Source organism: Cohnella zeiphila, from assembly GCF_014212055.1.
Classification (GTDB): domain Bacteria; phylum Bacillota; class Bacilli; order Paenibacillales; family Paenibacillaceae; genus Cohnella; species Cohnella zeiphila.
In genome coordinates, this window is record NZ_JACJVO010000009.1 from 374,612 (window position 1) to 386,756 (window position 12,145).

Below are 12,145 nucleotides of genomic sequence, written 5' to 3' on the forward strand. Positions count from 1 at the left end.
TCGACCAACGCCGCCCGGATGCGATATAATGAATTATCAAAGTCCAAGCAGGAGGTTCCCCTTTGCCGAAACCAAGCAGCATCAAGACCGTTCAACTCGTTCTTTATTTCAAGCTGGCCCTGATTCTGTTCTTGCTGGTCCTGGCGCTGCTGCTGCTCGTCATTCCCGACAGCTTCTCGGGCGGCTGGAGCAGCTACCGGTCCAAGACGATCCATTCGATGTTCGACTTGCAGCCGGATGAGTACAAGGCGGGACACTTCGGAGTCGTAGCGCTTAATTTGGCGCCATCCATCGTATTTACCGGACTGACGCTGTTTTTCGTCCAGAAGCGGAAGCGCATTCTAGCGATCGTGCTCTCGCTGCTGGTGCTGTGGTTCTCTTCCAGCAACATGATCCAGCTGGTGCTCTCGTTCGCCGTCGTCGTGCTGCTGTTCACGCGCTCTAGCCGCGCTTATTTCCAAGGAAATGCGGCCGCCCTGGGGCCCGTGGACGTGGAAGCGGAGGTAGTGGAGGAGCAGTCGGAGGACGACTCGGAATCGGACGATGACGAGCAAGACGAGCCGGAAGCGGATCGTTCGCGCGAGGACAAGCCTCGGGCACTGCCGGGGGCCCGGCCGAAGCCCAGCGCCGATCCCGTCGTCGAGATTCGCGAAGCGGCGGCAGACGATGCGGAGACGATCCATTCGCTGATGATGGAAGCGTTCGAGGAGTACCGCGCGGCGGTGCCTCCGTCCAGCGCGCTCGACGAAACGGTCGATTCGATCCGCGAGGCGTTGGAGAGCGGGCAAGAGGAAGCCGTCATCCTGACCGAAGACGGCATCCCCGCCGCAATGGTGCGGTATCGTTATGAGGAAGACGCGATCTATTTCTTCCGCCTGTCGGTCATTCCGCCGAGACGGAAGCGCGGTTACGCGCGGAGGCTGATCCAATGGGTCGAGCAGCGCGGCCGGAGCAAGGGGCTGCCGATCAGCCGCTGCAAAGTCCGTCAGTCCGTCTCCCGGAATTTGATGCTGTACGAGAATATGGGCTACGAGGTCAAAGACCAGGAGCTCGTCGTTCGTCCCGAAGGATCGGTCAAAGCGCTGATCCTGGAGAAGAAACTCGGGCCGTAAACAGAGCGCGGAAGTCCAATACGAATGAAGAAGGACCGAGGGCGAGCGCCTCCGGTCCTTCTGCCGTTTATTCCGCTTCGCTTCTCAGCAGTTCGTGCAGAAAGCCGGAAATTCGGGAAGGCGCCTCCGCCCGTCGGGCGGCCTCGGCGAGAAGACCGACGTCCTTCATCGGAATCTTGCTCTGGCCGAACGGCGCTTGCTTCTGGGCGATCCGTTTGCCGTAGCTTTGATAAATCGGGGCGTTGAACAAGGTTTGCGTCAGCATGTCGGCGACGGCGACCGGATCGACTCCGTTCTTCTCGGCGATCGTGAGCGCTTCGCCCAGCGAATGCCCGGCGGAGACGATCAGGAAGTTGCCGACCAGCTTGACAAGCGTCGCCGCTCCGGCTTCTTCGCCGAAATCATAAAGGCCCTCTCCCCCCATCGCCGCCAGGATCGGCCGAACCCGATCCTTGGCGTCCTTCGGTCCTGCCAGCGGGATCAGCAGCTTCCGCTCCTCGGCCGCCTCCGGTCTGCCGAAGATCGGCGCTTCGACCAGCGTGCTGCCGCGAGCGGCATGGATCGAAGCCAGCTTCCTGGATGTCTCGGGCGACACGGTGCTCATCGAGATATGAATGCCGCCTTGGCCGAGATTTTCCAAAAAGCCCTCGCTCATAACGACGCTTTCCAACGCCTCGTCATCCCATACGAGAGTCGCGACAACGCCTCCGGCAGCCACGGCGTCCGCCGGGCGGGCCGCCAGCCGTGCTCCCTGCGCGATCAAAGGCTCCGCCTTGCTCGCCGTCCGGTTGTATACCGCCAGCGAATAACCGGCTTGAAGAAGATTGGTTGCCACCGGCAGTCCGAGCCGGCCCAGGCCGATAAATCCGATCGTTTCGCTCATTTTCTTCTTCCTCCTCAAAAGTATTAACATTACGTTAACGTCATGTTTTGGCTAAAAAAATTAGCGGCGTTCTTGCTCTCTCTCCTCGAGCCAGCGTTCGAAGCGCTCGATATGGGCCTGAAGTTCCGTGCGGAATTGCTGCAGTCCGCCGATTTTCTCATCCGTCTCGGCCAGATGTTGGCGCAGGATGGCGAGCACCTTCTGTTTCGGCTGGACACCGCTGGAATCGGTAAAATAAAGATCGATCACGTCGCGGATCTCCTCCAGGGTCAGCCCGAGCTTCTTCAACTGGTCGATCTTCCGCAGGCGCTCGACGGTCTCGTCCGTGTAATAATGCTGGCCGGCGCCTTCCCGTTCGCCAGGGGGGATGAGCCCGATGCTCTCGTAATAGCGAACCGTCCGCGGCGTGACTCCGGCCCTTTCCGTCAAATCGCCGATGCGCATGCGGCCTTTCATTGCGGTTTCCTCCTTTCCTTTAAACATTACGTTAACGTCATGTTGAGATGATAGCATGTCCCTGCGGCAAAGTAAAGGGACACCTCCGCATGCGGCGGATGGCGACAAGGGAGGGGCTTTTGGCTGTTTGCTTCGAAATCCCGTTCCCTCAGGAAGGCGGTGCCGGCGTGTGAGATGTCTTTTTTGCCTCGAAATCCCATTCCCTCAGGGAGGGAGTCTAGAGGAGGAAGCCCAGGGGAAGGAACCCAATGAAAGGAGTCGAGGGAATCTGGGGAAGGGAGTCCAAGAAAAGGGGGCTGGGAAAAGGATCGAGGGGGGCTCGAGCCTGAGAAGCCAGACTCGAATACTCGCCACAGGAAATGTTACGTCAGGAAACCTGGGACGGATGGTGGAGAAGCGGAAGGGTGAGCGCCTGTCCCCAAACCCGAACCCGATCCCAATCTTGCCCCGAACCCGATCCCAATCTCGGCCCCGAACCCGATCCCGATCCTGTCCTGAGCGAAGGGGATTTCGAAGAAAAGAGAGAAAAAGGGATCAGGCTATAAGAAATGTCGAAAAATGTCGAAATTTCAGTCCGATGCTTGGAATAGCAAACTCCGAGCCTCTTCAGACTTGGCGGCCCAGCACGAACTTCTCCAGCACGTGGGCGACGCCGTCTTCGTTGTTGCCGAGCGTGACGTAGTCCGCGATCTCGCGCAGAGCCGGGACGCCGTTCGCCATGGCGACGCCGAGGCCGGCGGCCTCGATCATCTCGCGGTCGTTCCAAGCGTCGCCGATCGCGATCGTCTCCTCCATCGGGATGCCGTAGTGGGCGGCAAGGAAGCGCAGGGCGTGACCTTTCGTGCCTTCCCGGTGCACGAATTCCAGGAAGTTGGGCTTCGACTTGGTCAGATGAACTTCCTCGCTGAGCCGGCCGCGCAAAATCGGCAGTAACGAGTCGAGCTTCTCCGGGTCGTCGATGATGATTAGCTTCGTATGACGGCCTTCCGGCAGACGGTCGAAGAGCGGCTCGACGACATACGGAATCGAGGATTGCTTGGCGTACGCGAAAAGCTTGTCTCCTTCATCGAATGCGTACAGACAGTCGCCGATAAACGTTTGCAGATAAAGGCCGTGCTCGCGGGTGTAGTCGTACAGTTTGCGCGCTTCCTCGACCGGAACGGATCGTTCGTACAGCGTCGCTCCGTCCAGCAGATTGCGGATGAGCGAACCCTGATACGTGATAATCGGGACGTTCAGGCCGACCTGCCGCGCAATGAGCTGCGCCGAAGCGAACATGCGGCCAGTGGCGATCGTCAGGTGAACGCCTTGCGCGATGGCCGATGCCATCGTTTGCTTCGTATGTTCCGTAACGGTCAGATCGTCGGTCAGCAGCGTATCGTCCAAATCCGCGGCCACCAAACGGTAATTCGTATGGGTCATGATCTTGACTGTCTCCTTTTGCGTCATTCGGCTGTCAAAGCTCGTCCTTCGATTGTAAAGCATGCCGGAAAAGGCGGCAACGGTCCGTCCCGGAGGTTTCCCGACCTTAACTCCGTTCCGAGCGGGACGAGAGCCAGTCGCGAACGACCGAGAAGACGGCTTCGCGGCCGGACTCGTTATGCAGTTCGTGGCGATAGCCCGGCCATTCCATGAACGTGCAAAGAGTTCCGGCTTGCTCGGCGAACGAGCGGCTGGCGGCAACGGACGTCACTTTGTCGTCTCCGCCGTGCATCAGCAGGATCGGCGTGCGAAGCTGATCCGCATGACGAAGCGCCCAGAGCCCCGCCCGTTGAACGCCGAAGAAAAAGCGGGCCGTAATGTGGCCGTGGCCCAGCGGGTCTTCAGAGATCCGGCGGGCCATCTCCGGATCGGTCGTCAACCGCTCGACGACAAGCGGGCGATGATTGGAAAATTGCGGGTAGATTCTCTCCAGCAGCCGGCCGGCGATCGCCGTGACGGGAGGCGGGTCGAACGCCAGCTTCAGCCACGGGCCGACGACGACGGCGCCCGCAAGCGCAGGCTGGCGGCGCAGCAAATAATTGAGCGTCACGTTGCCGCCCATGCTGTGCCCGTACAGAAAAGCCGGCGCCTCGGGATACCGCCTGCGCGCCTCTTCAAGCAGCCTTTCCGGCCCTTGAAGCAAGTCCTCGTAGTTCGGGACATGGCCGCGTTTCCCCGGCGTGCGTCCATGCCCGAACTGGTCGAACGCCCACACGACGTAGCCTTCCTCGGCCAGCATGCGGGCCAGATGGTCGTACCGTCCGGCGTGCTCTCCCATTCCGTGCACCAAGCCGACGAATCCGCGGACCGTACCTCGCAGCTCCGGCCGCCACTCGCAGGCGAACATGCGGGCACCGTTTTCCAGCGTCCATTCCGTCTCTTCAAACCTCATTCCGCCGCCTAACCCCTTTCTTTGCGCGCGACATCGCTTCTCTTTTTGTATCCCATTTCCAAACCGAATGCAACGAAGCGTTCGCAACTTTCCCGCACCGTGCATCGTCTGGTTAACAGAGAGAGACCCGGACGGTGCCGCAGATGCCGCGCCGCCGCAGATAAAGAATTTCAAGGAGGGCATTTTCCAATGACTTCAACGCTGACCAAAACGCTTCTCTCGCTCGCTTCCGCCGCCGTGCTGGCCGGCATGCTGGCCGGCTGCAGCGATAACGACGGCAACGGAAACGGCAACAGCGCATCCCCGTCGTCGTCCGCATCGTCATCCCCATCCGCATCGTCATCCTCTTCCGCGACGTCGTCCCCGTCCGCCTCGCCCACGCCGTCCGGCCCGGCGCCGACGCAATCGTCCGCTCCGTCCCAGGACGACGGCGACAGCGCCGCGCTGCTGGCGGCTTTCCAGGCCAAGGTCAAAGCGGGAGCAAGCGCGTCCGAGCTGAACAAGCTGCTTGACGATTCGATTCCGAAGGCGAAGCCGGAAGATGCGGACGAGATGATCCGCGAGATGATCGCCTACTATGATTCCCATCTTCAAGACGCCGGCAAGCCGCTCGAAGCCCAGGACGTTCAGCAGAGCCTGCTGAAGCTCAAATGGCCGTTTACCGTTAACGATATCAAGGACGAGAAGGCCCGCAAAGCGGTGGAAGAGGTGACGGCCGGCGGATACAAGCTGGAGACGGCGGAAGGCTCTTTCTTTCCGGTCGTCGACTACGGCAAGCTCAAACGGTTCGATGACCAAGTATCGGCCGAGATGAAGGATTACGTGGCGCTCCTGGCGACGGAATCCGATGCCAAGACGGCCTCCGACGGCGCTTTGGTCATCTCATGGGACGAATTGGCGAAGCGGGCCCTCGCGGCGGAAACGTTCGTCAAGACGTATTCCGATTCGAAGGAGAAGGACGCGGCGGAGCAGCGGTTCCTGCTATATATGAACGACTACCTGGTCGGCCTTCCCAACACGCCGATTTTCGATTTCGACACGTTCAAGTTCAAGGCGGAAGTGAAGACTTCGTACGAAAAGGTCATTTCCGAGCATCCGGATTCCGCGGTCGCGACGATGGCCAAAGAACTGCTCGACATCCTGCAGAAGACGAACGGCGCGGTGTTCACCAAAGGCAAGAACGGACAGCAGGTCGACGTGCCTGAGGTGAAAACATTCCGCGACAATCTTCAGAAAGAAGCCGCCAGTCTCCTGTCGTCTTCCGCCAATGCGAATAAATAGACGCCAAAATCGCACATTCGCAAACCGCCCCTTTTCCGCGCGAAATGAATTACAATAAGGGATGGAAAACGTTTTACGTTCGTTTTGACATCCGAAGCGCGGAGGGGTTTGATTTGGCCAAGTTGCAATTCCCGCAAGATTTCGTATGGGGCACCGCGACGGCTTCTTACCAGATTGAAGGAGCGGCCGGGGAGGACGGACGCGGGCCGTCCATCTGGGATACTTTCTCGCATACGCCGGGCAAGGTCGTAAACGGCGACACGGGCGACATGGCCTGCGACAGCTATCATCGTTACGAGGAAGACGTGGCGCTGCTTAAGAAACTGGGCGTCAGCGCTTATCGGTTCTCGATCGCGTGGCCCCGCATTTTCCCGCAAGGGACGGGCGAAGTGAACGAGAAAGGGCTGGATTACTACCGCCGCGTCGTCGATGCGCTGCTCGCCGCCGGCATCGAGCCGGCCGTCACGCTGTACCATTGGGATCTGCCGCAGGCGCTGCAGGACAAAGGCGGATGGGCGAACCGCGATACGATCGACGCGTTCGTGAAGTATGCGGAAGTCGTTTTCAAGGCGTTCGACGGGAAAATCAAGCAGTGGATCACGTTCAACGAGACGTGGTGCGTGTCGTTCTTGTCCAACTACATCGGCGCCCATGCGCCGGGCAACACCGACCTGCAGCTTGCCGTCACGGTCGCGCACAACTGCATGGTCGCGCACGGCGAAGCGGTGAAGAAATTCCGCTCGCTCGGCATCCAGGGCCAGATCGGCACGACGCATAACCTGTACTGGTTCGAGCCGTACACGACCAAGCCGGAGGACGTCGCCGCCGCCCATCGCCAGCGCGCTTACAACAACGAATGGTTCATGGACCCGACGTTCAAGGGCTCCTACCCGCAGTTCATGGTCGACTGGTTCCGGGAAAAGGGCGCCGAAGTGCCGATTCAGCCGGGCGACATGGAGACGATCAGCCAGCCGATCGATTTTATCGGCGTGAACTTCTACAGCGGCGGCTTCGGCCGGTACAAGAAAGGCGAAGGTCTGTTCGACTGCGAGGAGGTTCAGGTCGGCTTCGACAAGACGTTCATGGACTGGAACGTCTATCCAGACGGACTGTACAAGGTGCTGTCGTGGGTGAGGGAGGCGTATGGGGACGTGCCGATCTATATCACGGAGAACGGCTCCTGCTACGACGATACGCTGACCGCCGACAACCGCGTCCACGACGCCGAGCGCGCCGAGTACTACAAGAAACATTTCATCCAATGCCACCGGCTGATCGAGTCCGGCGTGCCGCTCAAAGGCTACTTCGCCTGGTCGCTGCTCGACAACTTCGAGTGGGCGGAAGGCTACAAGAAGCGCTTCGGCATCGTCTACACCGACTACGAGACGCTGGCGCGCCACCCGAAGGACAGCTTCTACTTTATCCAGAAAGTCATCCAAGACGGCGGGCTGGACGTCTAGTCGTCCAGGACGGCGGACGGTCGGGACGCCTGGTATCCGGGGGCAGACCGGATGCCGAATGCTCGCGTTGCTCAATACTTCGGAAGCCCGAGCGATCGGGCTTCTTTCCTTTTGTGTCGATGCATGATATCGTCCATGAACAGGAAATTCTCCCTTTATCGCTCGGAAGGTGACCATACAGGTCGCATGAACCGGAAATCCTCCGCTTATTTCAGCCATTCCGCACCAACTACCGTCTCCGACCAAGAATATAAGGAGATTTTCCCTTAAAAGCGGGAAAATCGGCGTTGGAGGACGAAATGTACGGAGATTTTCCGGTTCGTGAGGCTAACCTCCAGTCAAAGTGCAAGAAAACCGTCGACTCGGCCGGGAACAAGCTCGTATTGGACTACTCTCTGACTGGCGCCGCGAGCGATGGGAATGAGGATCCCTTTATCACACATTTTTCGCAGCATTAACGACGCCGATTTGGGATCGATTTCGAAATGAGCTGAAACGTCGACAGGACGAACGGGTCTCGCGAGCTGCAGCGCCAGCCGGATAATCTCCTTCTCCGCGAGCAAAGCCCGGGAGACGGGAGCGCGTCCGGGAAGATAGCGGCTGAGCGCCATGCGCAGCAGGCTCACGCAAAGCTCGGGCCGCTGCTCTACGTCGTCGTATGCGAAGGAGAGGACGCCGAAGCCCATGCCGTGCAGGAACGTTTCGCGATTCAACTCCGCGCAATATTTGAGCCTGTCCATGTCGCGAACGTGCGGTCCGTAGCCTTTCACTTCGAACAGCAGCTTGACGTGCCCTGGCAGCCAGGCGAAGTCGGCGAAGTAGGAGCGTCCGCGCCAGTCCGGCACTTCGTACTCCGGATGCAGATGGTCGAACTGCCCGAACAGCGGCCACCAGACTTTCCGAGCGAACAGCTCTTCTCCGTGGCTGTGCCCGCGTTCCAGGCGGCCTTTCCGTTCGCCCGTTCTTCGCTGCAAATGATGCCGGATCCAAGCATCGTGTGCCTCTTCAAAGTTCATGGGGAACATGCTCCTCTCGTCTGCTTCGGGAATAAAAAAGAACGTCCCCTCCTCATCGCGCCAACGCGAAAGGCATGGGACGTTCTTCGTCTCTTGGAGCCAATTATAGCGAGAAAAGAGGGTGGCAGCAACGGGCAACGTCAGGCCGGTCGCCTTCGTCTGCGTTCGCGGTCTCGCCCGCGATACCCGCGGAGCCGACTCTGCCATGCTTACGTCCGAGGTCTCGCTTGCGCGACTTGCGGAGCCGACCCCGCCATGCTTACGTCCGCGTTCTCGCCGGCGATACTCGCGGAGCCGACTCCGCCATGCTTACGTCCGAGGTCTCGCCCGCGATACTCGCGGAGCCATCCGGTTCTCGGCTTTTACAACGCCAGCCGCCATCCGTTACAATAGAATCAACTTGCAAGACAGAAAGGAACCTGGCCATGAACGTCGTCCTGGCGACGCTGAACGCGAAATACATCCATACCTCGCTCGCGTTGAGGTGCCTCAAAGCCTTTGCCGAGCCCGAGTTCAAAGTAGACGTTGCCGAATATACGATCAAGGACCCGCCGATGGCGATCGTCTCCGACCTGTACCGGCGAAAGCCCGACGTGATCGGCTTCTCCTGCTATATTTGGAACATCGAAGAGACGATCGTCGTCATCGACATGCTGCGCAAAGTGCTGCCGGAAGCGACGATCGTGCTCGGCGGACCCGAGGTATCCTACGACACCGAAGAGTGGATGCGCCGGCTGCCCGCGGTCGACCATATCGTGATGGGCGAAGGGGAGGAGACGTTCCGCGACCTGCTCCGAGAGTTGGCCGGAAGCCGCAAGTTCCACTTCGCGTTCGGGCTCGCCTACCGCAAGAACGGAGAAATCGTGCTGAACCCCGGCCGGCCGAAGCTGGACCTGGGCACGCTGCCGTCGCCCTACCGCTTCGCGGAAGATGTGCCGGCGCTTCCGAATCGGATCGTCTACTTCGAGACGAGCCGCGGCTGCCCGTTCAGCTGCCAGTTCTGCCTGTCCAGCATCGAGGTGGGCGTCCGCTATTTCGATATCGACCGGGTCAAAGCCGATCTGACCTACTTGATCGACAGCGGCGCGAAGCTGATCAAGTTCGTCGACCGGACATTCAACATCAAGCGGGATTACGCGCTGGAGATGTTCCGGTTCCTGATCGAGAACCATCGAGGCTGCGTGTTCCAATTCGAGATCACGGCCGACATCATGAGGCCGGAAGTGCTCGATTACTTGGCGGAGCATGCGCCGCCGGGCATTTTCCGGTTCGAGATCGGCGTCCAGTCGACGAACGACGAGACGAATCTCGCCGTGAAGCGCCGCCAGAATTGGTCCAAGCTCGTTCGCACCGTCACCAAGGTGAAGGAGAGCGGGAAGATCGACCAGCATCTGGACCTGATCGCCGGCTTGCCGCACGAGGATTACGACCGGTTTCGGCAGACGTTCAACGACGTGTTCGCGCTGGGTCCGGAGGAGCTGCAGCTGGGTTTTCTGAAAATGCTGCGGGGAACGGGACTCCGAATCGAAGCGGAAAAGCACGGCTACGTCTATATGGATCGCGCGCCTTACGAGATTCTCGGCAACGATCTGATGCCGTTCTCCGATCTGGCGCGGATCAAACGGGTGGAGGACGTGCTCGAGAAATACTGGAACGCTCATCGGATGGACCGGACGATCTCGTATTTGACCGGGGAGGCGTACCCGTCCGCATTCGATTTTTTCCAAAAATTTGGCGACTACTGGGAGGAAAAAGGCTGGCAGCGGATCGGCCACCAGTTGGAGGATTTGTTCGCAAGGCTATGGGCGTTCCTGAGGGACGACGCGAACCCGGAAATGGATCTCGAATTGACCCTCGGTCTCCTGAAAATCGATTACTTCCTCCAGCACAAGTACAAACCGCGCAAGGTGTGGTGGGAAGAACGGGTGGACAAGGACGAATGGGCGGGCTTGCTCCGGGAAGCGGCAGCCGGACTCGGAATGGAGGAGCGGGAACTCGCCAAGAGGGCGGCGCTGGAACGGCTGCCATTCGACTACGCCGTCTGGACGGCGGAAGGCCGGGTGTCGCGGGAGAACGAGACGCTGCTGGTCGTTCTGTATGGGGGCGAAGAGGCGCCGCCGAAGCTCGTTTCGCTGGCAAGGGGCGGAAGCCGCGTCGGCCGGGCAATTCGGTAGACGGAAGGGCGACGCGTTCCGTTAAGACACGTTTCGCCTCTATCCGGGGCCCCGCCGATTCCGCGATTCGACGGAAGGAGGCCGCGCGCCGTGCCATTGCCGAAGAGCTGCCGCTCCGAGCCGGACGGTTGCTAGGCCTGCAACGTCCATCGGAAATAAAGCTGCAGTTTCGCGAGAGGCAATTCGAATCGGCCGGAGGGCCGGGCGGAATGCCTCTTTTATTTGCGCGATTCGGGGATCCGGCGGTTCTTATGTTGACGGATGAAGTCATCAGATGATACGATCTATTTGGTTATTATCAAGAACTTAGTTTAATATATTAAACTTAGCTAAACAAATCGATTCGCCTTGCCGCGGATCGCTCCTGAGGAAAGGGGAGACCATCTTGAACTTGTTGATTACCGGCGCCAATCGCGGGCTCGGGTTTTGGCTCGCGGTTCGCGCAGCCGAGCGCGGCTGCACCGTTTACGCCGGCGTGCGTAACGCCGTGTCGCCGAATCCGGGCTTGATCGCTTTGTCGGAACGTTTTCCGGGGAAGGTTCTTATCCGTCAATTGGATATTACGAACGATCGCGATGCCGAGCAGCTGGCGGAATCGCTCCGGGAGGAGAACGCGCGATTGGATGCGCTGATCAACAACGCGGCCATTCTGCTCGGGCGCGCCGACGGCATCGATACGCTGAAGCCGGCCGATGTCGCCGCTTCGTTCCAGGTGAACGTCGTCGGTCAAATTCGGGTCGTTCAGCACCTGCTTCCGTTCTTGGGCGGCGAATCCGGCGGACAAATCGTCAACGTTTCCTCGGGCTCCGGCAGCTTTCACCATGCCCGCGGCGGCGATTATCCGTACGGCATGTCCAAAGCGGCGCTGAATATGTTCACGAAGCAGCTGCACCTGCAGCTTCAAGATCGCGGCGTGCACGTCTGGGCCGTTCATCCGGGATGGATGCAGACGGACATGGGCGGCCCGCAAGCGCCGGACGATCCGGCCCGGAACGCCGATCTTCTGCTGGACTTGATCGACGGCACCCGCCCTCTGCCGCGGGAACGGTTCTACGTCGACCTTGACGGCGCGGACATGCCGCTATAAGGCTTGAGGGGCAGCCGCGTGTCCAAGCTGGATTACCGAAGTTGGCCGCTCTCGCTGAAGATCAGCGTCGCCTTCTCCGCGTTGCTAGTCGTCATTCTTTCGCTGACCGGCTTCAACTCTTATCGCGTTTATCAAACGGCCATGCAGGATCAAATCAAAGAGTATGTCCCTCAAGTATTGACCCAGATCAACAAGCATCTGGAGACGTATTTCGACGAAGTGAACGCCGTATCGAAGCTGCTGGACGGCGCGACGCAGCAGTTCGAAGAGCTGGGCGTTTGATCGGGGGCCGCGCCAAGTGC

Annotated in this window: 11 protein-coding genes; 6 read left to right on the forward strand and 5 right to left on the reverse strand. The window is 59.7% G+C overall.

Going from position 1 to position 12,145, the window contains the following annotated elements; all coding sequences use genetic code 11:
• The first annotated feature begins 62 nt into the window (after positions 1-62).
• Positions 63-1,112, forward strand: a complete 1,050-nt coding sequence (locus tag H7C18_RS35035) for a GNAT family N-acetyltransferase (RefSeq protein WP_238357556.1) — start codon at positions 63-65, stop codon at positions 1,110-1,112.
• Between the two features lie 67 nt (positions 1,113-1,179).
• On the opposite strand, the gene H7C18_RS08800 is transcribed toward H7C18_RS35035, so the two are convergent.
• The 4 genes from H7C18_RS08800 to H7C18_RS08815 form a co-directional block, all read right to left on the reverse strand.
• Positions 1,180-1,995, reverse strand: coding sequence for an NAD(P)-dependent oxidoreductase (locus tag H7C18_RS08800; RefSeq protein WP_185128652.1), 816 nt, complete (start codon positions 1,993-1,995; stop codon positions 1,180-1,182).
• 60 nt (positions 1,996-2,055) lie between these two features.
• The gene (locus H7C18_RS08805; RefSeq protein WP_185128653.1) at positions 2,056-2,451 is read right to left on the reverse strand and encodes a MerR family transcriptional regulator; all 396 of its coding nucleotides are present in this window, start codon (positions 2,449-2,451) and stop codon (positions 2,056-2,058) included.
• Between the two features lie 606 nt (positions 2,452-3,057).
• Positions 3,058-3,873: a Cof-type HAD-IIB family hydrolase gene (locus H7C18_RS08810; RefSeq protein WP_185128654.1), complete on the reverse strand. Its 816-nt coding sequence runs from the start codon at positions 3,871-3,873 to the stop codon at positions 3,058-3,060.
• 106 nt (positions 3,874-3,979) lie between these two features.
• Positions 3,980-4,825, reverse strand: a complete 846-nt coding sequence (locus H7C18_RS08815) for an alpha/beta hydrolase (protein WP_185128655.1) — start codon at positions 4,823-4,825, stop codon at positions 3,980-3,982.
• Positions 4,826-5,014: 189 nt separating this feature from the next.
• On the opposite strand from H7C18_RS08815, the gene H7C18_RS08820 reads away from it, so the two are divergent.
• Complete coding sequence (locus tag H7C18_RS08820) at positions 5,015-6,106, forward strand: hypothetical protein (RefSeq protein ID WP_185128656.1); 1,092 nt, start codon at positions 5,015-5,017, stop codon at positions 6,104-6,106.
• Between the two features lie 113 nt (positions 6,107-6,219).
• On the forward strand, positions 6,220-7,566 hold the full coding sequence (locus H7C18_RS08825; protein ID WP_185128657.1) for a GH1 family beta-glucosidase: 1,347 nt from the start codon (positions 6,220-6,222) through the stop codon (positions 7,564-7,566).
• 338 nt (positions 7,567-7,904) lie between these two features.
• On the opposite strand, the gene H7C18_RS08830 is transcribed toward H7C18_RS08825, so the two are convergent.
• Positions 7,905-8,582 carry a hypothetical protein gene (locus tag H7C18_RS08830; RefSeq protein WP_185128658.1) on the reverse strand — a complete coding sequence of 226 codons (678 nt, stop codon included), beginning with the start codon at positions 8,580-8,582 and terminating at the stop codon, positions 7,905-7,907.
• A 425-nt stretch (positions 8,583-9,007) separates the two neighbouring features.
• Between H7C18_RS08830 and H7C18_RS08835 the strand changes: the two genes are divergently transcribed.
• The 3 genes from H7C18_RS08835 (at position 9,008) to H7C18_RS08845 (ending at position 12,125) form a co-directional block, all read left to right on the forward strand.
• A complete protein-coding gene (locus H7C18_RS08835; RefSeq protein WP_185128659.1) occupies positions 9,008-10,756 on the forward strand; it encodes a B12-binding domain-containing radical SAM protein in 1,749 nt (582 codons plus the stop codon).
• A gap of 385 nt (positions 10,757-11,141) precedes the next feature.
• The gene (locus tag H7C18_RS08840; RefSeq protein ID WP_185128660.1) at positions 11,142-11,843 is read left to right on the forward strand and encodes an SDR family oxidoreductase; all 702 of its coding nucleotides are present in this window, start codon (positions 11,142-11,144) and stop codon (positions 11,841-11,843) included.
• An 18-nt stretch (positions 11,844-11,861) separates the two neighbouring features.
• Entirely contained in the window at positions 11,862-12,125 is a 264-nt protein-coding gene (locus tag H7C18_RS08845) for a hypothetical protein (RefSeq protein WP_185128661.1), read from the forward strand.
• Positions 12,126-12,145 lie beyond the last annotated feature (20 nt).

Excerpts from the sequence above, each read along its gene's own strand:
- H7C18_RS08800 (WP_185128652.1), bottom strand. The coding sequence starts at position 1,995 with ATGAGCGAAACGATCGGATTTATCGGCCTGGGCCGGCTCGGACTGCCG.
- H7C18_RS08805 (WP_185128653.1), bottom strand. The coding sequence starts at position 2,451 with ATGAAAGGCCGCATGCGCATCGGCGATTTGACGGAAAGGGCCGGAGTC.
- H7C18_RS08810 (WP_185128654.1), bottom strand. The coding sequence starts at position 3,873 with ATGACCCATACGAATTACCGTTTGGTGGCCGCGGATTTGGACGATACG.
- H7C18_RS08815 (WP_185128655.1), bottom strand. The coding sequence starts at position 4,825 with ATGAGGTTTGAAGAGACGGAATGGACGCTGGAAAACGGTGCCCGCATG.
- H7C18_RS08820 (WP_185128656.1), top strand. The coding sequence starts at position 5,015 with ATGACTTCAACGCTGACCAAAACGCTTCTCTCGCTCGCTTCCGCCGCC.
- H7C18_RS08830 (WP_185128658.1), bottom strand. The coding sequence starts at position 8,582 with ATGAACTTTGAAGAGGCACACGATGCTTGGATCCGGCATCATTTGCAG.
- H7C18_RS08835 (WP_185128659.1), top strand. The coding sequence starts at position 9,008 with ATGAACGTCGTCCTGGCGACGCTGAACGCGAAATACATCCATACCTCG.